The sequence below is a fragment of the Vibrio sp. bablab_jr001 genome, from assembly GCF_016464285.1.
GTDB classification, from domain to species: Bacteria; Pseudomonadota; Gammaproteobacteria; order Enterobacterales; family Vibrionaceae; genus Vibrio; species Vibrio fluvialis.
Map to the genome: position 1 here is coordinate 1 of NZ_JACDWZ010000103.1, position 20,183 is coordinate 20,183.

The 20,183-nt window shown below is 45.6% G+C and carries 16 protein-coding genes; 7 read left to right on the forward strand and 9 right to left on the reverse strand.

Translation table 11 applies throughout. The features are described 5' to 3' along the window. Positions 1-181 precede the first annotated feature (181 nt). Positions 182-907 carry a site-specific integrase gene (locus JIG40_RS19650; protein WP_348541345.1) on the forward strand — a complete coding sequence of 242 codons (726 nt, stop codon included), beginning with the start codon at positions 182-184 and terminating at the stop codon, positions 905-907. A 138-nt stretch (positions 908-1,045) separates the two neighbouring features. Here the strand turns inward: JIG40_RS19650 and JIG40_RS19655 are convergent, their stop codons facing one another. Further along, positions 1,046-2,686 (reverse strand): UvrD-helicase domain-containing protein, encoded by a 1,641-nt coding sequence (locus JIG40_RS19655; protein WP_348541346.1) that lies wholly within the window; start codon positions 2,684-2,686, stop codon positions 1,046-1,048. Between the two features lie 162 nt (positions 2,687-2,848). On the opposite strand from JIG40_RS19655, the gene JIG40_RS19660 reads away from it, so the two are divergent. Continuing rightward, a protein-coding gene (locus JIG40_RS19660; protein ID WP_244662704.1) for an IS3 family transposase occupies positions 2,849-3,981 on the forward strand; the annotation gives its coding sequence in 2 pieces (ribosomal slippage) (positions 2,849-3,107 and positions 3,107-3,981; 1,134 coding nt in all). Here the strand turns inward: JIG40_RS19660 and JIG40_RS19665 are convergent. Both JIG40_RS19665 and JIG40_RS19670 read right to left on the reverse strand, forming a co-directional pair. Further along, positions 3,962-4,600: an AAA family ATPase gene (locus JIG40_RS19665; protein ID WP_199465922.1), complete on the reverse strand. Its 639-nt coding sequence runs from the start codon at positions 4,598-4,600 to the stop codon at positions 3,962-3,964. The genes JIG40_RS19660 and JIG40_RS19665 overlap by 20 nt on opposite strands. A gap of 510 nt (positions 4,601-5,110) precedes the next feature. After that, the gene (locus JIG40_RS19670; protein ID WP_199465923.1) at positions 5,111-6,982 is read right to left on the reverse strand and encodes a fructose-specific PTS transporter subunit EIIC; all 1,872 of its coding nucleotides are present in this window, start codon (positions 6,980-6,982) and stop codon (positions 5,111-5,113) included. Between the two features lie 268 nt (positions 6,983-7,250). Between JIG40_RS19670 and JIG40_RS19675 the strand changes: the two genes are divergently transcribed. Both JIG40_RS19675 and JIG40_RS19680 read left to right on the forward strand, forming a co-directional pair. Then, positions 7,251-7,553: a PTS fructose transporter subunit IIB gene (locus tag JIG40_RS19675; RefSeq protein ID WP_032082532.1), complete on the forward strand. Its 303-nt coding sequence runs from the start codon at positions 7,251-7,253 to the stop codon at positions 7,551-7,553. Between the two features lie 8 nt (positions 7,554-7,561). Continuing rightward, complete coding sequence (locus JIG40_RS19680) at positions 7,562-8,338, forward strand: PTS sugar transporter subunit IIA (RefSeq protein WP_199465924.1); 777 nt, start codon at positions 7,562-7,564, stop codon at positions 8,336-8,338. 22 nt (positions 8,339-8,360) lie between these two features. On the opposite strand, the gene JIG40_RS19685 is transcribed toward JIG40_RS19680, so the two are convergent. Continuing rightward, positions 8,361-9,203 (reverse strand): AraC family transcriptional regulator, encoded by an 843-nt coding sequence (locus JIG40_RS19685; protein ID WP_047460849.1) that lies wholly within the window; start codon positions 9,201-9,203, stop codon positions 8,361-8,363. Positions 9,204-9,587: 384 nt separating this feature from the next. Here JIG40_RS19685 and JIG40_RS19690 point away from each other — a divergent pair, with 384 nt between their 5' ends. From JIG40_RS19690 to JIG40_RS19700, 3 genes are all read left to right on the forward strand, one after another. After that, a complete protein-coding gene (locus JIG40_RS19690) occupies positions 9,588-11,495 on the forward strand; it encodes a fructose-specific PTS transporter subunit EIIC (RefSeq protein ID WP_199465925.1) in 1,908 nt (635 codons plus the stop codon). A gap of 69 nt (positions 11,496-11,564) precedes the next feature. Then, positions 11,565-12,797, forward strand: coding sequence for a mannose-6-phosphate isomerase, class I (gene manA / locus JIG40_RS19695; protein WP_199465926.1), 1,233 nt, complete (start codon positions 11,565-11,567; stop codon positions 12,795-12,797). A 612-nt stretch (positions 12,798-13,409) separates the two neighbouring features. Beyond that, positions 13,410-14,807: a fructose-specific PTS transporter subunit EIIC gene (locus tag JIG40_RS19700; protein ID WP_024374390.1), complete on the forward strand. Its 1,398-nt coding sequence runs from the start codon at positions 13,410-13,412 to the stop codon at positions 14,805-14,807. A 47-nt stretch (positions 14,808-14,854) separates the two neighbouring features. On the opposite strand, the gene JIG40_RS19705 is transcribed toward JIG40_RS19700, so the two are convergent. The 5 genes from JIG40_RS19705 to JIG40_RS19725 all read right to left on the reverse strand — a co-directional run bounded on the left by JIG40_RS19705 (position 14,855) and on the right by JIG40_RS19725 (position 20,170). Next, the gene (locus JIG40_RS19705) at positions 14,855-15,865 is read right to left on the reverse strand and encodes a DUF2955 domain-containing protein (protein WP_199465927.1); all 1,011 of its coding nucleotides are present in this window, start codon (positions 15,863-15,865) and stop codon (positions 14,855-14,857) included. Then, entirely contained in the window at positions 15,855-16,913 is a 1,059-nt protein-coding gene (locus JIG40_RS19710) for an HlyD family secretion protein (RefSeq protein ID WP_199465928.1), read from the reverse strand. Before JIG40_RS19710 ends, JIG40_RS19705 begins: the two co-directional genes overlap by 11 nt. Positions 16,914-17,381: 468 nt before the next feature. Beyond that, on the reverse strand, positions 17,382-18,251 hold the full coding sequence (locus tag JIG40_RS19715; RefSeq protein ID WP_199465929.1) for a substrate-binding domain-containing protein: 870 nt from the start codon (positions 18,249-18,251) through the stop codon (positions 17,382-17,384). Further along, positions 18,241-18,864 carry an OmpA family protein gene (locus JIG40_RS19720; protein WP_158152043.1) on the reverse strand — a complete coding sequence of 208 codons (624 nt, stop codon included), beginning with the start codon at positions 18,862-18,864 and terminating at the stop codon, positions 18,241-18,243. Before JIG40_RS19720 ends, JIG40_RS19715 begins: the two co-directional genes overlap by 11 nt. Then, a complete protein-coding gene (locus tag JIG40_RS19725; RefSeq protein ID WP_143683287.1) occupies positions 18,857-20,170 on the reverse strand; it encodes a TolC family outer membrane protein in 1,314 nt (437 codons plus the stop codon). Before JIG40_RS19725 ends, JIG40_RS19720 begins: the two co-directional genes overlap by 8 nt. Positions 20,171-20,183 lie beyond the last annotated feature (13 nt).

Consider the following 20,183-nt stretch of genomic DNA (forward strand, 5'->3'; position numbering starts at 1 on the left):
GCAACAGAATGGCCGGCAACAGTGACTTGTTTCACTGCTTCGATTTTGAATTGTTCGGGGTAACGTTTATGGCTCATGGACACCTCTTTTTTAGCTAGTTTATCTAACTAAAAGACGTCTAGGAAATCAGTGGCGATTCACAGGCAAAGCGGAAAAGTCTGTCATTGAATATCTAGCTGCTGTGCGCCAGTTTTATAAGTGGTTACGCCTTAGGGGCGATATTGGAAAAAATATTTTTGAAGATGTGACCGTTAAAAGAAAATCTCGTAGAGCCTCAGAAGATCGGCAGAGATGGTCTAAACCTGATTTGTACAAGTTGTTCAAACATCCTAGCCTTACGCTCCCTAATAAAAACATTGTGCGCACACAAAAGGAACTAGAGGACTACTGGTTGCCGCATTTATTACTCTTTACCGGAGCTCGTGTGTCTGAAATTTGCCAACTCTGCACAGCTGATATAAAGCTAATCGATGAGATTTGGTGTATAGATATCAACGACATCGGTCAAGATAAGCGGCTAAAATCCGCGTCAGCAAAACGACTAGTCCCATTACACCCAGAGTTAATCAATCGTGGATTTCTGCACTATGCTCAAACGCGATACGAGAACAAACAACAGAAACTATTTAACTTCAGAGCAACCGGAGTCAACAAAGACTGGTCAGCAAGATTTGTAAACCGCTTCGGCAAGGTACTTGATGATTTAGGTTTTATGCCGTCTCAAAGACCAACACTCCACAGCTTGCGACATACTTTTATTGATGAACTACAACAAATCGGCATAGCTGAGAATCTTGTAGCTGATCTAGTCGGTCACACAAAAACAAACCTGACATTTGACCGATACGGTAAACGCATCAATCTCACATCACTTTACAGTACGGTGAAGAGTTTAGATATTCTATGAAAGACCTGATCTAATATATTTATCTGATATATCAAAAATTTGTCAGAAGAAACTATCGGGTTTAGAGCCCTGTGTACTTAAAAGTAAACAGGGTTCCATGCTTTGGTTCTTATGATTTAGTGTTTAATACCTTTCATACTAATCTAATGGAATGATCGATATTTGTTTTTCGGCAAAAAGATTATTTCTAACCAGTTCCTCTTTAGTTTGCGTCGGCTTACTTGTGTATAACAAGATCCGTAAATTATCTTCTGCTCGTGAAAAGCTAACGTAAGCTAACTTTTCCCCTCTTTGCTGCTGCCCTTGTGTAGGTGCTCCAAAGGTTTCAGGAGCTAATAACTTACAGAAATTGTAGTTGTTCCATGCAGCCTCTATATCATCCATAACCACAAGCACATCTGGGTATTCTTCTCCTTTGACTCCATGCTGAGTACTGTAGTTTGTATTGTCACGAATAAAATCACAGTATTTTTCAAGTTCTTCAGTTGCCATGTCAAAGAACTCATCGCACAACCAGTCACCTTTTTCTTGACCAAACTTTTCTGGGTCATACACCTCTTGTCTCGGCTCTCGATCTAAATGTTGTATTACACGGTCAGAGAACTCAATTAGTTCATATTGGCGACAATACTCCAATACGCTTTTAACATTGCTGTTACGCCACTTCTCATCTAATCCATTTACAGATTCTTTCGCCAGCTCAACCATTTCCTTGAGTGAACGGTTTTGATTCTTACCATTAATTTTAAATGCAGGTCCGGTACTGGTAAGCAAATCAACGATACCTCGAATATTCTTAGAACGACTAAATTCAAGAAGAGGCCAAATAAAGCGAATTATGGGTTTAAGCAAATAGTGGTCACCAGACTCATACCCCTCTTGTGCAACAGAAGAGGCATAATTGCCCGTGAACAGCCTGTGAAGATCAGTAAATCCCAGCCTTTTCGCGATCATTTGTCTTACTAAAAACAATCGAATTATGTCAGTTCGATCTTTCCATCCCCAGAGCTCTAGAGCTTTATCCATTCGTTCAAGAGAACGGTCTACTTGAATCACAGAATATCTATTTCTTGGTTCAGAAGGACGCTCTGCTTCAATTAAGGTAATTTTGACGCTACCTTCTTTGTCTTTATTGTCACCTGCTGGATATTGCTCAAGGTCGCCTCTAAAACTATTGAGAAACGAGATAACACTAGTAGAGCAACGGAAATTTTCGGTTTTATCTATCTTTTCGCCACCTTGAGGTGGGCCAAAGTCTCCTGCTCTTTTATCATAAATTTGCTGCCAAGGGTCTCCAAAAAATCCCACTATAGGTAAACCTTCGTCTTCAGCAACTTTTTGAAATGATTCAATAATGATTGGAAAAGTATCCTGAGCTTCATCAACGAAACAGTAGGGATACCTATAACCAAAAGCCTTTTGAAAAATCGAGTTAGTGAGTAATAGATAACCAGCCACTTCTATAATGTCGTCATGGCTGAGTTTACCTTTTGAGTAATCACTAAATGCAGCATCGTCATAGTTAAATGAGTTAATTTCAGGCAAAACTTCGATAAGGCTGGTAAGAACCTCTATTTTCTTTCTAGCATTGACTGCAGTTTGGCTCTGTCCGCCATTATCTTTAGCCCTTTCTTTCTCGATCAAATCAGGGATTCTCGATTCAATCAAAGCAGTGCGAATATCATCAGTAAAATTTTTGATTTCACCCCATAAGAAGCTATGTAACGTTGATACGATAAAAAGGTCACTATCACCTAAACGAGAAGATATTACTTGCACAGCTCTCTTGGTATAAGTAATACAAGCAACTTTCTGTCCGTTTTTCTTTAAGGTAACTCCAAACCTAGACTTTATGAGTTTTAGAGCCTCTATTGACCTGCTCCCCTTAATCTAGTCCAGTCTACACTTAGTAATGTTCATCCAACCAAGGAGATGATGAACATGAAAAAGCGATTCAATGAACAACAAATCATTGCCATTTTAAAGGAAGCGGAAGCAGGTATCCCCGCCAGAGAGCTTTGCCGCAAGCATGGGATATCGGATGCGACGTTTTACACATGGCGCAAAAAATACGCAGGACTGGATGTCTCTGAAGCTCGTCGCCTTAAGGCACTGGAAGTCGAGAACGCTCGGCTCAAAAAGCTGCTGGCTGAGACACTGCTGGATACAGAAGCACTTAAAATCGCTCTTAGCCAAAAGTACTGACCGTCGAGGACAAGCGCAAGGCTGTTAAAGTCATTCAGAAAAGCACCCAGCTTTCAGAACGCAGAGCCTGTCTACTCGTCGGTATTCAACGCGCGTCACTGCGATATCAACCTCAAGCTAATCGCGAGGATGATAAGCTTCTGGCTCGTATAAAAGAGCTGGCATTGGAACGACGTCGATTCGGTTATCGTCGGATCCATCGCCTTCTGAGGCGAGAAGGTTTTGATGTTAACCATAAGCGAGTTTATCGCTTGTACTGCGAATTAGGCTTAACGGTCAGCAAACGGAGACGTAGAAAATCACAGTGTGTTGAGCGAGAGCCTCTCTTGCTTCCTTCAGTACCAAATCACACTTGGTCTATGGACTTTGTGATGGATGCGCTCAGTAACGGCAGACGAATTAAATGCCTGACGATTGTGGATGATTACACAAAGGAGTGCCTAGATATTCCTGTTGCTACGGGGATCTCGGGATATGAAGTCGTGATCACGCTGGAGTCTATCGCTGCGTTTCGCGGTTATCCAGCATCGATACGAACGGATCAAGGCCCAGAATTTACAGGGAAAGCGCTCGACCAATGGGCTTATCAGCATGGTGTGATTTTAAAATTAATCCAGGCAGGAAAACCGACACAAAATGCTTATATTGAAAGTTTTAATGGTAAGTTCAGAGATGAATGTTTAAACGAGCACTGGTTTAGGGATTTGAGTCATGCTCGTGACCTAATCAGCCTCTGGCGAATGGATTACAATGAAAATCGCCCCCACTCAGCACTGAGTTACTTAACTCCTTCTGAGTTTGCAGCGACAACAAGAACGGCACGAAACAGTGGTAATTTAACAAGCATTACTAATGAAGTTTTGGATTAGTTCTCGGGGGCAGGTCACTTTGAGCATCTAGAAAGTCGACACGAATCAGGTTCTTGAAAAGATTTTTCCCCTCCAAGTTATCTAATTTGGTTTCTTTAAGTTCCGCTTTTCGATTGTCTAAAGAATAATATGTCAGCTCATAGAAACGACTAAAATTAGCATCGATACCTAAGAATTGTGATAATGATACCTGTCGTTTTTCACCTTCAGAGACAGGGTAAGCCTCCATATATGCTGCTCTCATTGCTTTAGGAGCCCGAGGTTGATATTTCAATCGAATACCGACTTTATCTAGTTTATCTGATAGTTCGGGTAACAGTGTAAATGCTCTACCAAAGGATATCTTGTGTGGATCAATAGAGAACCACAAATCCATGTCTATCGTCGGTAACTCTTTCTCGTCACCCTCTTCACCAAATTTATTAATAGGTTGAAGCTTAGATACCGAAAAGTCGTTTATTGAAAAGGCTCTGCCACCGCTAAAACACCTAAATGCAGAAGCCGTGGATGTTTTGCCCGCATTATTAGGACCAACAAATATCGTTTCGTCTTGTTCTAGGTCAATCGTAACATTTTCTAAACGACGAAAATTTCTGATCGAACAGCTTAGTAACTTCATGTAATCCCTTACGAAATTTTTCAATAGTTAGCCATGATGTTATACCGCCATGCGCGACATTACTGTTATACACGTCTATAACTATGCATTTTTACTCATAATAAAGTAGCATGGCCTAGTTTAGTAAAGCCTCTGGGAAATTTCTGTCCAAGGGCTTATCGGCGCGATCATAGCTAACAAATATTTACTCCTTCCAAGCTAGGCAGAAAGCATTGGCGACTTTCTGTAACTCATTATTGACCTACTTTTCCTAATAGCAGATTATGAGTCTAGTTGTGACCTTTCAAAACAAATGTATGTGAAGGCGCACGCTACCTATGCCGTAGAGATAAAAGACTGGATTGGTGCGAATAGAAGTCCGGAGAATAAGGCGTAGGAAGCTTCTCTCTCCGATAGGCTTCAGAGAGATCAAAGCATCGAGAAAGACCGGAACACATCATCTTTTATTGGCCAATCTACCGATTTAACTATTATTAGATTGGCAAAACTAAACTCCGGCTGCACTTCTAATCAAGAAACTCTTCTCGCTTTCAGTAGCGTGGCCGCATTAAACATCGCATCTTTGGTACTGACATCCAGCACTTTGATCTTCCTGAAGCGTTCCGGTTCTTTAATCGCCACATCATGAGCAAAAATAACAAACCGTGCGTTGTCGATGTCTTTACTTGTAATTCGATTGATAACCCCGTTTGCGCCTTGTGTTTCTACCTTGATTTTTATACCAAGAGCACACGCCGCTTTCTCTAGCGATTTAGCGGCCAGAAACGTATGTGCCACACCAGAAGGACAAGAGGTCACGGCCAAAATGTCTGCTTCCCCCTCACCCACAACAGAACCATAACCTTGAGAATGGCGAGCATAGAGGTCGTCTTCAGTGACGGCTTTTTTGAGCGCAATGACAATCAACGCCGTAGTCATCGAACCTACAATTGTCCCGACGATATAGCCGATTTTTCCATCGACCACGGGGAGGACAATCCAGCCCCCCCACGGAGCATGGTTCATGACATGAAACATAAAACCAATCACATTACCAACAATGCCCCCAGCCACAATAGCGGGCAGCACGCGAGCGGGATCACTGGTCGCAAAGGGGATAGCGCCTTCACTAATACCAATCATCCCCATAATGCCAGCAGCTTTACCTGCTTCACGTTCATCCCGTTTAAATTTACCTGGTGCCAAGAACGTCGCCAGCGCCATCCCCAAAGGAGGCGTGCATATCGCGATGCCAACACCGCCCATTAGCCATGGTTGCGTATTCACCTGAGTTTGCGCAAACAAAGTCGCCACTTTATTGATCGGTCCACCCATATCAAAAGCTGTCATTGCACCGAGCACCGTACCGAGCAGCACTTTTCCGGACCCCGCCATCCCCGTCAGTACTTCGTTCATCGTTGTCATCGCACTGGCAATGGGAGTACCAATTAGCCACATCACTGCGCCGCAGGTGATAAACGTGCCAATCAGCGGATAAATAAATATCGAACCCAATGAACTCATACTATCTGGCAAATGAATTTTCTTTAAAAGCCACACCACAAATCCGGCAAAGAAGCCGACTACAATCGCCCCGAGGAAACCGGTATTGTAATGACTGACCGCGATCCATGAGCCGATCATGCCCGGGGCAAGCCCTGGTTTATCCGCAATCGAATATGCGATATATCCGCCAAGGACGGTTGTAAACAACGTGAGGCCCGCTATCCCCATTTGAGCGATGTCGGCAAGAATGCCTTTTTCCGGAACACCGCCATGACCAGAGAGCATCACCGATAACGACAACAGTACTCCACCCGCAACAATAAACGGGATCATATGGGAAGTGCCAAACAGCAGATGCTCTTTAATACGCCCGAGCTTTCTCGCCCAAGGAGTGAGAGGCAACGACGCGAACTCTGCTGATGCCGAAGGAAATGGATTGGGTTGAGTTTGAATATCGGTCAGCATCTCAAGCGCGTCTTCTCGCGATTGTGCCGCTTTGAGCCTTTCAACAAAGCCATCTTCGATGATTTTTGTAGAAATTTGTGCAAGAACTTCAATATGTTGATTGTCATCCCCATCGGGTGACGCCAGCATGAAAAAGACATCAGACAGCTCGCCATCCTCTGCACCATAGTCAATGCCGCGGCGGCTTATCCCAACGGCAACCGCAGGTTTCGACACTGCATCGCTTTTAGCATGTGGAATGGCAATACCGTCATCGAATCCGGTGTTACCTATCTCTTCTCGCTTCCAGATATCCGCTAAGAACTGACTTGGGCTGTTGAGCTTGCCCGCAGAATCTAACATTGTGGTCAGTTCTACGAGCGCTTCGTCTTTGGTTTGAGCTTTCAAATCCAGGCATATCGTATCCAGCTCAATCAGGTTTGTGATGTCCATTGTTTTACCTTCCAATATTCACGCTGGAATATATACCCAAGTGAGAGTGAGATACAGAATCCCAGACTCGAATGCATTCCTTCTTGTTCTCGGTGAGCATAGATTAGCCAGTGACTACCCTGTGAGATATAGGACTAAAAGTGCATTAACTGGATTAATGTAACATGAGATTTAAACTGTGATAGAGCTCTTGCGTTAATTCGAACTGGGTTAGATTCAACTGACGACCACTGTGCTAGTATCCACAAAAAAATAAAGTGGATAGAGAATGAGAATTGTAGCGGTGACCGCGTGCCCTACAGGCATCGCGCACACTTATATGGCGGCAGATGCATTGATGAAAGCTGCGCCAAAATATAACGTACAGATAAAAGTCGAAACGCAAGGTGCAATGGGGATTGAAAATCAACTCACACCTCATGATATTGCTCATGCCGATCGCGTGCTAATTGTGTCTGATATTGAAATAGAACAACCAGCGCGATTTGAAGGTACGGATAAAATTCAAATCTCAATTGAAGATGTATTGCTGAATGTCGACAAAGTGTTTCTCGTCCACTGCCGCAACTGAATTCACAGATGAACGAATACCAAATCACTTTTTTTGTCGAAGACGCTAACGCGAGCGCTCATGTAGCCCAGCCGTTAAATCGTGTCGCAAAGAAGTTCAAAAGCACCTTACACATCATAAACATAACGCAAAATCGCATTGCTGAGCTGACGAAATCCGTTGCGATTTTTCAGGTAGGGTTACGACAAGGCGATCTATGCCAAATCACCGCCATCGGTATTGATGCAGAGCTGGCATGTTTTGTTATTAAAGACATTATCGCCGAGCGCTTTACTGTCGTCGGCTCCCATATCAACTATGAGTTTTCTGGCCAGTTAGCACAACGATTGCCACAAATATGCCCGCCTTGTGAAATCAAATGGCACTACGCCAAAGCACATACTAACCTCACCAAATTTGAATGCTTAAAAGGGCTCGCCCAGCTGATTCATCCTATTTATCCGGACGAGTTGATTCTGGCTTTCATCAAAAGAGAAGAGCGCTCCTCTACATGCGTCGCACCGGGAATCGCACTGCCCCACGTAATGTTTCCCAGCATTGAGCATATATCTATTGCCGTCATTGCCAACGAAAAGTCGATGGATTGGGAATCCAAAATGGGAGAGGTTCACCTCGTTATAGCACTGGTGATGCCTGAAAAACCAACGCGCGAACAGCTCATCGCCGCAACCAACCTAACCCGAAACCTACTGACAGACCAAATGGCAGAACGGCTGTTGTTAACCAAAAGCAGTATCGACTTACAGGCGCTGCTGATGTACGCCATGTCAAGACTGCTTGGCTAGCAGGCAGGAAAAGCTAATTGGGTTAAATTGAACCACGATACTCTGTTGGCGTTCTGCCAGTGCGGCTTTTAAATACGCGGCAGAAGTAGTTCACATCTTTAAAACCACACCGTACTGATACGTCGTTGAGTTTGAATTTGTACTTCTTCAACATGAACTTGGCGCGATCCACTCTTACCCACGTAATGTAATCTGCCAAAGTCATATGCCCTTGCTGGCGGAAAAGACGAGATAAATGGTTAGATGAAATGCTGAACCGAGACGCAATGCTGTCCCGGGTAATTGGCCGATGGAAATTCTCCTGAATGTAGATACAAATTCCCTGATAGAGATCTTGAACCCGATTTTGTGATTGCAGCTCGGCAGGCGCATCCAGCATCGTTTTCGCATACTGTAACAAAGCCTGCAGCAGTAATTCATCCATCGGCTTCTTGGTATTTTCACGCGCCAGCGAACTCAGTGCTTCTAAAATGTTATCAATGGCGAAACCTGAGCGCGTCTGAATACTGTGTTTTTGAATGTCATAGAAGTTTGCCTCGCCTTTACGTTTACTCACAAAGCTAAGTCCAAGCTGGCGACGCCCAAAGAGAATGCTCAAGACTGAACAATCACTATCCCAGTCAGGTTTGTTCCAACAGTTGGGCGGAATAAATATCGCGTCTCCTTTCTGAGCGATAATATTAGTGACTTTTCGGTCATGACTTTCCATTTCGTTAATATACTCTCCGTAAAGAACTAATTCTAAACGGGGAAAATTAACTTGATAACTAAATTCAGGCGGCGTATGAAAATCACCCGCAAACCAAACATTATGAAAAGGTTCGCGTTCATTTAACACGGCTGAAATTAAATCATGAAAAATCATTTTCTTACACTCTACACATGCTTGAATGACGCTGCGATTATAGATATACACTTGAAATGGCTTTTCTCTATTGAGCAAAATCACACTTTCATTTTAAGGTTACAAAAATCCAGCTAACGCATCAATATTCCAGTTCAAACTTTCACAGACAAAGCCAATAAAGCCTTTAATAATCTTGGGCAACACTCAACAAACTCATGATTTATCAGGTTCATCATAATGCATCACATATGCAGTTAGTTTTAGGAGTGAAGACGATCTAAATCACACTGCAACAAGGACGTTACAATTCTCCAGCAAATGCATTTTTTCTTCACTACTGTCTATTGTTCATTAAATTAAGAATACCTGTGAAATGAAATTTATATTTACAGGGGTTCGACAATGATCACCAAACTAATAAATGAAGATTTAATTAAACTCGATCTTCAAGCGACTTCGAAAGAAGAAGTATTTAACGAACTCGTTTCTATTCTTTATACGCAAGGTCGTATTTCTGACCAAACCCAGTTCCTTGCCGATATTAAAGAGCGTGAAACATTAGGTAATACAGGATTTGAAGATGGTGTTGCCATTCCGCATGCTAAGAGTGCTGCCGTTCTAGCGCCTGCGGTTGTCATCGGCGTTAGCCAGTCTGGCATCGACTACGGCGCAGAAGACGGTTTGCCATCCAAGTTGTTCTTTATGATCGCCTCTCCGGACGGTGGCGATAATCACCACATCGAAGTGCTGGCAGAACTATCTTCAAAACTGATTGAAGATGGCTTTATTGATGCCTTTCTCAGCGCCACAACCTCAGAACAAGCACTTGCCCTGCTGCTCGCAAAACAAGAGCCTCAACCCACAGCCAGCGCAGAAGAAAGTAAAGGTTTCATCATCGGCGTCACTGGCTGCCCAGCAGGCGTTGCTCACACTTACCTTGCTGCCGAAGCATTAGAGAAAGGCGCGGCTGCGATGGGTTACGCGATTAAGGTTGAGACCAACGGTTCTATCGGGGTAAAAAACAGTCCGACAGAAGACGAGATCCAACGTGCTGATGCCATCATCGTGGCGTGTGACAAACAGGTCGACATGAACCGCTTTGCAGGCAAACGCGTGGTGAAGACCAACGTTAAAGCGCCCATCCGTGATGCGCAAGGCGTGATTAACGAGGCATTAAGCGCACCGGTTTTCCAAGCTGAGATGAAAGCTAGCACCCCATCTTCGGTCTCAGACAAAGCCTCTCAGGCTCGCTCTGATCTTTACCGTTATTTGATGAACGGCGTCTCACACATGATCCCATTTGTGGTCACCGGCGGTCTGTTGATTGCGCTCTCTCTGGCGATTGGCGGCCAACCAAGCGAAGCAGGAATGGCCATCCCGGAAGGCAGCATGTGGAATCAGATCCTAAACGTGGGTGTGGTTGCCTTTACATTAATGATCCCAATTCTTGCTGGCTACATTGCTTACGCAATTGCCGACCGTCCTGCGTTAACGCCAGGTTTGATCGGTGGCTGGATTGCAAACAACGGTTCGTTCTACGGCGCAGATGCAGGTACTGGCTTCATTGGTGCCATTATCGCCGGTTTGCTGGTTGGTTACTTCGTGAAGTGGATTACTTCCATCAACTACCACAAGTTCATTCAACCTTTAGTGCCAATCATGATTGCGCCGATTACCGGCTCATTGTTCATCGCAGGGCTCTTTATCTTCGTTATCGGCGCGCCAATCGCCAGCCTGATGGATGGACTCACCGCCCTGCTGACTACCATGAGTACCGGTAACGTAGTCCTGCTCGGTATCGTACTTGGCGGTATGGCCGGCTTTGATATGGGTGGCCCGTTCAACAAAGTCGCTTTCCTCTTCTCTGTCGGCATGATTGCCAGCGGTCAAACTCAATTTATGGGCGCGATGGCGTGTGCTATCCCAGTTGCTCCACTGGGTATGGCTCTGGCTACCGTCTTGGGCCGTAAGTTTGACCTGTTCGAAGAGTCAGAGACGGAAGCAGGTAAAGCCGCAGGAGCGATGGGTCTGGTCGGCATTTCTGAAGGTGCAATCCCATTCGCAGCGCAGGATCCAATGTCAGTCATTCCGGCAAACGTCCTTGGCTCAATGGTCGCGGCCGTTATGGCGTTCTCATTTGGCATCACCAACAGCGTCGCACATGGTGGTCCTGTGGTCGCACTGCTTGGCGCAATGAACCACCCACTATTAGCTCTGATCTGCATGGCAGCAGGCGCAGCAGTTACCGCAGTCACCTGTGTAACGCTCAAGAAAGTCCGCAAAGCAAAAATGATTGAAGCTATCGCTTAATCCCTCCCCATACCACTCCAATGGCTCGGGCAACATCCGAGCCATGATGACCTTCTATGGTGACACTCTATGTCTGACTTAACGATCCACGAGACGAAAGCCCTCCAAACCACAACCGCTCATCCCATGTTCTTTGTGATGAACAATGTGATTCAAAACTATGCCTGGGGTAGCAGAACGTCAGTTAACCATTTGTTTGATATTGAAAATCCGACCAACGAGCCGCAGGCAGAAATTTGGATGGGCGCACATCCGAATGGTTGTTCAACCGTCTTGTTTAACGGCGAAGAGACCAAGCTTTCAACCCTGATTACCCAAGATATGAACGCTTTTCTGAGCCACCATGTTGCGGCCCGCTTCGGCGAACTTCCTTATTTGTTTAAAGTGCTGGCGGCAGAAAAAGCACTGTCGATTCAGGTTCACCCAAATAAGCGACAAGCAGAACTCGGATTCGCGGCTGAAAACCAGCAAGGCATCCCGCTGAACGCAGCAAATCGTAATTACAAAGACCCCAATCACAAGCCAGAGCTCGTTTATGCATTGACGGAATATCAGGCAATGAATGGTTTTCGTCCCATCAGCGAAATCATCAGCCTCTTTTCAGAGCTGGCTATCCCCGAGCTAAAGAGCCTGGTTAACGATCTTATCGCCGAGCAAACACCAGCCGGTTTGGCGGCGTTCTTCTGCGGATTGTTATTGTTAGAAGGCGAGCAGAAGGAGATGGCGTTAACGGTGCTGTTAGCGCAGGCGCGCATCATCGATTTACCCTTGTTTCGCTTGATTTTAGAGCTTGAGAAGCAGTATCCGGGGGATATTGGTTTGTTTGCGCCCTTAATACTCAACGTTATCACCCTTCAGCCAGGGCAAGCCATGTACCTGGATGCAGAAACTCCGCACGCCTACTTAAAAGGCACCGGGCTTGAGATCATGGCCAATTCAGACAACGTTCTGCGTGCAGGGCTCACGCCAAAGTACATCGACGTCAATGAACTCGTGGCGTGCACGCGATTTCGTGAGAAACCGTTTGATAGTCTATTGTTGGCCCCGATTGAAGATAAGGGCGTGCTCGAATACCCAATCCCGGTCGACGATTTCAAGTTCGCCATCATACCGGGCGCAACCAATATCGGCCTTTATGTTCAAAGCGCCGAAATATTGTTACCGCTTGACGACACATTGGTTGTTACGCATGCAAACGGTGACGTTTGCATAGTAGAGAAAGGTCAATCCGTTTTCATTCCGGCGTACGTGCATAAATACACACTCAGTTGCCAAGGCAGAGTGGCACGCGCTTATAGTTAAAGACAGTCTCTTGCGATTCTATCGTACTGTTATATTTTATCGTTCAGCCAATAATCATCGTTATTGGCTTTTTTCTATTCGCACTGATTCGCTTCACATGGATATATCCAGTAGAGCCACATCACACTTAAGTATTGGTGATACAAAAATATAGTGATTGTATTAATTTTACTATTTATGAAAACACGCTCACTAATTACATTAAGTTCGTTACTTCATAACGTTTAAATATGAATATGATTATTGAATGAATAAGCACTGCACCCGTTAATAGAAACTTACAGGCAACCAATAAAAAGCAACTCTTTGATGTATTGGCATAAATGCTGTTCGATAGCCATCGAGCCATTAGAAAAAGGCTTTCTTAGCTGACATGAAACACGTAAAAAGTTGAGTTTCACCACTTGGGTCAGCATCGTTTACGGTGATAAAGACGGCGTTCAGCCTGCCCTATTTTTTATGCATTCTTCACTCAACAACGGTGCAGAACATCATATTTGGCGATTCAATAATTATTCGAAAATTAAGAGAATAGTTTATTTAAGATATCCGTAACGCAAAAGACGAACATCAAATCCTTAATATTTAAATTCAATCATAAGGCGAGAAATTATGAGTACCCTAACAGCTCAAGCTACGAATAATAGTAGCGATTTCAAAAAGCTCCTCAGTATCATGAAAGGCCACCTTTTATTTGGTACTTCTCACATGCTGCCATTTATCGTTGCTGGTGGTGTGCTACTGGCATTAGCCGTAATGGCATCAGGCAAAGGTGCAGTTCCGGCAGACGGTATATTGGCTGATATTTCCAATATTGGTATCAAAGGCTTGGTTCTTTTCCCGATCATTTTAGGTGGTTTCATCGGTTATTCTATTGCTGATAAACCAGCACTCGCACCAGCCATGATCTCATCTGGCATCATGGCCGATATGGGCGGTGGCTTCCTCGGTTGTATCGTAGCGGGCTTTATCGCAGGTGGTGTTGTATTTCAACTGAAGAAGATCCCTCTTTCCGCCCATATGACTGCGTTGGGTGCGTATTTTATCTACCCTCTTGTCGGCACCATTGTCTCCGCTGGGATTGTACTGTGGGGCATTGGCGAACCCATCAAGATCTTCATGGCATCAATGAATGAGTTCCTTGCCTCAATGGCTGGCGCTTCTAAAGTCGTGCTCGGTACTATTCTGGGTGGAATGACGGCATTTGATATGGGCGGTCCAATCAATAAAGTGGCAACTCTATTCGCTCAAACTCAGGTTGATACTCAACCGTGGTTAATGGGTGGCGTGGGTATCGCCATCTGTACGCCTCCTCTGGGTATGGCGCTAGCCACTTTCCTGTTTAAGAACAAGTTCACCAAGCAAGAACAAGAAGCTGGTAAAGCTGCTGCCATCATGGGTTCCATCGGTATCTCTGAAGGCGCTATCCCATTTGCCGCAAATGACCCGATGCGTGTGCTTCCTTCAATTGTCGCTGGTGGTATCGTCGGTTGTGTATTTGGTTTTCTGACCAATGTATTGCTTCACGCACCATGGGGCGGCCTCATCACAGCGCCAGTTTCCAGCAACATTCCCATGTATGTGGTCGGCATCGCATTGGGCTCGCTAACAACAGCATTGATAGTCGGCTTATGGAAACCGGTTGTAACAGAAGATCCGGAAGCAGAATTGGAACAAGCAGCGCCTGCACAAGCAGCTCCAGTTGCTGGTGAAGGCGAATATGACATCGTCGCTGTCACTTGTTGCCCTTCAGGTGTCGCGCACACCTTTATGGCAGCAAAAGCGCTAGAGAAAGCAGGGGCGGCGGCCGGCATCAAAATCAAAGTAGAAACTCAAGGCCAAAACGGTATTCAGAACCGTATCACCGAACTGGACGTCGCAAACGCCAAGCTGGTCATCCTCGCTCACGATATCCAAGTGAAAGATGCTCACCGCTTTGCCAACGCCAATATCGTTGAATGTTCAACCAAAGAAGCGATGCGCAGCGCTGCGACTCTGATTAAAGCTTAAACGTTATGCTCCACCCCAAAGAGCCCTTCCCCCAAGGGCTCTTTTTATTAGCTCGATTCGCTCTGTGATTCCATCCCCTGCTTGCTTGGACTAATGAGCCTTAAAATGAGCGCACCGATAAAAATGGCGATGCTGATGGACACCAAGCGCATGATTCCGGACGAGAACGAATCGATACCCGCATTTTTGATAACTTGATAAGTCAGGACGACAAAGTTGGTCAGAAGCAACTGATAAATCGCAGAATGGGCATCGCGGCGGATGGCATAGCAGGCAAGCTGAATGCCCAAGAACAACGACACGCCCATCGCCACCCACTCAGGCGCGCCAAAGCCGCACAGCAACATGGTCGGGATGGTAAACAAAATCCCGGTCGCAGTGGTGATCAGTCTTTGGTAGACATAATCCTTATGGTGATCGATAAGCGGCAATTTCAGCATGCTGCTGACCGTAATCGCTATCAGCATCGTCTGCGAACTGCCAATACCAATCAGCGCAGCCAAAACCAAACACATTGCGGTCGCCTTAAACATCGCCACACTGAGATGACTTTCGATCCCTTTAGCGGGCTCATCCCGCTTGATGTCCTGCTGATCCCCCGGCAGCAATATGTGAACGACCAAGGTGACAACAAGTGCCAACGCAAAGGCTTGAAAGATGATCAGTGGCAAGCCAGCAATCGGGAAATTCATCTGCTTGCTCACCATCGTGGCGATAATGAGCACGATTAATGCCAAGTTCGAGATGATATCTTGTGGATTGTTGTGGCTGCGGTGATAACTCCAAGTGAAGATGCCCCAACACACCAACGCAAACCCCGTAGGCGACCCCGCGAACATTTGCACGAAAAACACCATCACAAAGCTAATGAGCAGCAGCACCAACACCAATTGCAACACCAAATTCATTGGGGGTTTTGAGGATATCGTCGTCATAAGTATCACGACGAATATTGGTGCCAGAACGGGCAAAGGATGCCCGGTGACCTTCAAATAAAAAAGTAACAGGATCGGCGTAAAGACAATCTTAACGACGGGATTGACGCAGCTACGAAACATAAGTCCACACACTGACAATTCTCATCCAAAGGCCAGCCAGAAACTCACCCAGCCCACTCTGTTCCGTGTAGAAAGCCACCGTCGCTTGCGATCCATAACGGATGTTATGTGGGATTTCATCAAACACGATGTTGACCGGATAACGTTGCGCGTTGATCGACGTAGTATCCGCTCGAATGAACCCCGTGGTCGAATCAACATTGTTGCTGTCGCCCGTCCCCCAGCCAAGGCTGTAAACTTTACCATTCAACACACGTCCGGGCATGGAATCGAGCACGATCTTCACCCGCTGACCTGGCTTAATGTGTTCCAACGAATTTTCTCTGACTAGCGCCGAGATCCAAATTTCCCGAGGGTCGATAAACGTTAGCATGGGCGTTCCCACATTCGCGGGCTGACCAACCGTGAGTTGAACATTGGTGACAATCCCATCCGACGGAGCGGTGACCGAGGTCTTTTGCAGATCAAGCTGCGCTTTTTCCAAACTCACCATCGCCGCCAAAATCTGTGGGTTGTTGTTACCTTTGGGGCCAAGGTTTTGTTTAGCTTGTTGCAGTGACGCTTCGGCCGCATTGAGTGCCGCCTGAGCACGAGAACGTGCTTCAATCGCGTTATCCAATTCAGATTTACTCAGTACACCTTTGGTCGCGAGTTCAGACACCCTAGCCGCCTGCTCTCTGGCGTTATTTCGCGCCGCCAGTGCATCGGTGACTTTAGCCTGAGCAACTTCCACTGCAGCTGTGCTTGCTCCAATATTTTGACCCGCAAGTTCTAAATTTGCCTGTGCGGAACGCACCGCCAAATCGTAGTTTCTGGCATCAACCCTGAACATTACGTCGCCAGCTCTGACCACCTGATTGTTTTTAATTTTTACTTCAACAATGTTTCCTGACACCTCAGGTGCGACACGCACCAGATACGAGTGCACTCGAGCGATGCTGGTAATCGGAGTCACCCTGTCTGACCACATGCTATACATCCATACAATCAACACGATCGCAATGATGTATATACTTAATTTTCTGGAGGACTGCTCTGTTTTCGACATTCTATGTTTTCTCTTAATTCCGGAATTCTTTGCTGTAAAGAAGAAACGGACAACAGGTTAAGGTTTTGAATACCATCAGTATAGAGTCATATTCGCTTGGTAATTGTTTACTACCTCATATTATTCAGTCAGATAGTCGAACAAAACCGTAAGAGTCTGCGGATTGTTCATCTCGGCGTTTTGTGCCTTAACCATAAAGCCTGATAGTGCTCACAAAACCCCGGTATGTACCAGATATTACGTTTCATTATGATCTCTATCGTATGTAGATGATCTCGACATCAATGAAGGCCCATAGCCGAATTGAGGAGTATTTACATGAGCGATCCGTCTGACCGTTACTGAACATGCGATTATTGTGGCCGTCCTGTTACGCCATTTTGCGCGCCAATGGGTATGTAAGCTGATCGCGTAGGCTTGCGAACTTGAGCGTTGAGATTTTTGGCTGCCTAAAGCAAAGCGACAATATCATTTATAACCCTGGCTGATTTCTGGCTGTTCCAAACCCAGTTTTATCTGGTTTCTCAATATCAGAGACGGTGGCAAACCAATGAATCCACGTTCTTCAAACAAGTTTCTGTATTGATCGGTCACAACCCAATCCAGAATCCGTTTCGCATCCTCATTCCGAGTGAGGGTCTTTTTTGAAACGACATACATGTAGTAAAGCGTGGCTAATGGGTATCGTCCGGAATATATCGTTTCAACGGTTGCAGCCTGACGATGCCCATGGTCATCAACGACAGAAAATTCTTTATAATCAGCCCACTGCGAAGAGTGGTGCTTTTCAGAATAGTCCACGACCGCCTTAACGAGTTCATTGTCAGCAATGAGGTTGGCAACGGCATCCTTTTCTACTTCATGACTCGCCAAAAATTCAGGCTTATCTGTACAATTTCCTAATACTGCGTCTTGATTGATTCCCTCCGAGCCCTTAACGAAATAGAGTGAGTAATTGCATCGCTCCCCGTCATTCTTGTTAGGGAGAATGACGGCATCCAAAGGCGTGTCTTTTTCCCCCAGCAAAACCGTCGCCTTAGCCGAGAAGAAGAGTTGGATAGGATGCTCGCCTGTGATGGCATAAAACTCCGACATTTCTTCATCAGTCCATTTGCGTGACATGACAGCTACCTTCAGGCTACCGTCTGCCATCGCTCGAGGAATGCTGTCACTGGCGGTAAGCTTCAATGAATCCTGAGATTCAACGAGCGCCGTCATAAGCGGTAGAAGTGTTGGCTCCGTTCCAATCCATGTTTCTGCGTTTTTGCCTCCCATTGCAGCCATCACTGATTGAGACAGCGCGACGAGTGTCAGCAACATAGCTCGGTTAATTCTCATTGCTAATCTCCACTTTTGAGTTGGGAGTCAAGGACGTATCTGAGCTGAAAATGGTCCACCGCTGATCAACGCGTTTGGCCTGCGTGCGCACCACGGCAATCGTTCTTCTCTTGCGTTCTTTGAGATGCTGTGTCAACGAGGTTTGTTGGCTGAATTCCTGCTCTTCAATACGATGCTCACTGATTCCATGCTTGATCAGCAACGAGCGAATAACCGCTGTTCTTTTCTCCGCGAGCACCCTGTTGTACTCCATCGACGCTTCCGGGCTGGTATCGCCAATTAAGATGACCTTAGCACTTGGGTTATCGTTAAGAATCGCCATTAATTCATTTAATGGTTCTCTGTGATCTTGCTTTAGCTCATATTTATCCATATCGAAAAAAAAGCTCACCACATGAATCTCAGGTTTATTGTGCCAGTTCGCACATCCCTGATTATCAACCGTCGAATTTGTCGGCGAATGGGCACAGTTATCTCTCTGGTTAATCACACCGTCGCCATCAGAATCGCGTAAATCATCCATCTGGTAGCGCGTCAATTGCGTATCAACAGGATCAGCACATCCCGCCAGAAGTAATAAAGGCAAGAAAACCAACATGACATTCTTATTCATTCTTACCTTCCTTCCACTGTTCAGGATAATCGACACGAAGAGCGTACGTTAATATGCCCATCGAGTTGAACAATCGATACGCAGCGAACATGCGGTCGAACTTTGTTTTAGTGTAATTTCGTCTGGCAACAAACGTTTCGACCTTGGCATCCAGCACATCCAACAAACTTCGGCGACCAACATTAAATTGTTGGATATAACCCAGCTCAGTGATTTTGGCGGCATCTACGTTGGTTTTTAATACATCCATTTGTTGCTGTAGTAACTCATGCGCATTCCAGGCTAGCTGCACGCCTTCATTCGCATCCAATTCGGCATTAGCTCGGACTGCCCTCGCTTCTTCTACTCGCCAGGCAGACGATTCAACACGGGAGTTCGTTGTAAAGCCGCTGAAAATATCGTAATTGAGTGTCAACATGATCTTGGCGTCTTCATTGATGCCTTCGATATTATCGACGTTATCCGTTTTGCTGGCAGAGAGTTCCAGCTTGACTTCAGGGTAGTAACCGCCTTTTTCACGTTTGACCTCTTCTCTCGCCGCTTCCAAATCTTTGATTGCCGACTGGATTGAAGGATGATTTTTGACCGCTAAACTCATGGCTTCTTCAACTGTGCCGGGGATCAATTCTGCGGAAAACGCTGGTTCAATCATCTCTTTGGGAGTTTGTCCGACTAAGCGAAGAAATTTGGTCTTCGCGTCATAGAGATTGTTTTTTGCGGCAATTAATGACGACTGAGTTGTCGCGACTCGGGCCGAGATCTGAGCGAGATCGGAATTGCTCGTTAGCCCTTTATCTTTTTTATCTAAGATGAATTGGTAGATTTCTTTATGCTCTCGCAGATTACGTTCCGTGAGTTGAAGCAACTCTGTCGCGTGCAACACATCGATATACGCTTTCACTGTATCTAATGCCACGTTCTCTGCCGCAGAGAGCAAACTCAAACGTTCAGCATCCGCCTCAAAAGAAAGCCGGTCCACATCGGAGCTGGTTGAAAAACCATCGAAAAGTAGTTGGGAAATTTTTACGCCCAACTCGGTTCTGTCTAGAATCCGGTCGTCACTATTGATGTAATTGCCGTTGTTATAGCGTGTCCCTTCATAACCTGCCGCTGCATAGAGGTTAACTTGGGGTAAATAGGATCCACTCACCGCATTTTTATCTCTGATCATCGATTGATAATGAGAGTAGCGAGCCAGCAGAGTGGGTGAATTATCTAAGGAGAGTGCTACTGACTCCTCTAAGGTCATCGCTTGAGAAGAAGACGACGCCAATAATACCATCATGATCGTTGTGCTAAACCGCATTCAAATTCCTTTT

Coding starts and splice junctions, on each gene's coding strand:
- JIG40_RS19685 (WP_047460849.1), bottom strand. CDS start 9,203: ATGATTTTTCATGATTTAATTTCAGCCGTGTTAAATGAACGCGAACCT.
- JIG40_RS19720 (WP_158152043.1), bottom strand. CDS start 18,864: ATGAATAAGAATGTCATGTTGGTTTTCTTGCCTTTATTACTTCTGGCG.
- JIG40_RS19675 (WP_032082532.1), top strand. CDS start 7,251: ATGAGAATTGTAGCGGTGACCGCGTGCCCTACAGGCATCGCGCACACT.
- JIG40_RS19665 (WP_199465922.1), bottom strand. CDS start 4,600: ATGAAGTTACTAAGCTGTTCGATCAGAAATTTTCGTCGTTTAGAAAAT.
- JIG40_RS19715 (WP_199465929.1), bottom strand. CDS start 18,251: ATGAGAATTAACCGAGCTATGTTGCTGACACTCGTCGCGCTGTCTCAA.
- JIG40_RS19710 (WP_199465928.1), bottom strand. CDS start 16,913: ATGTCGAAAACAGAGCAGTCCTCCAGAAAATTAAGTATATACATCATT.
- JIG40_RS19680 (WP_199465924.1), top strand. CDS start 7,562: ATGAACGAATACCAAATCACTTTTTTTGTCGAAGACGCTAACGCGAGC.
- JIG40_RS19690 (WP_199465925.1), top strand. CDS start 9,588: ATGATCACCAAACTAATAAATGAAGATTTAATTAAACTCGATCTTCAA.
- JIG40_RS19670 (WP_199465923.1), bottom strand. CDS start 6,982: ATGGACATCACAAACCTGATTGAGCTGGATACGATATGCCTGGATTTG.
- JIG40_RS19700 (WP_024374390.1), top strand. CDS start 13,410: ATGAGTACCCTAACAGCTCAAGCTACGAATAATAGTAGCGATTTCAAA.
- JIG40_RS19725 (WP_143683287.1), bottom strand. CDS start 20,170: ATGCGGTTTAGCACAACGATCATGATGGTATTATTGGCGTCGTCTTCT.
- JIG40_RS19705 (WP_199465927.1), bottom strand. CDS start 15,865: ATGTTTCGTAGCTGCGTCAATCCCGTCGTTAAGATTGTCTTTACGCCG.
- manA (WP_199465926.1), top strand. CDS start 11,565: ATGTCTGACTTAACGATCCACGAGACGAAAGCCCTCCAAACCACAACC.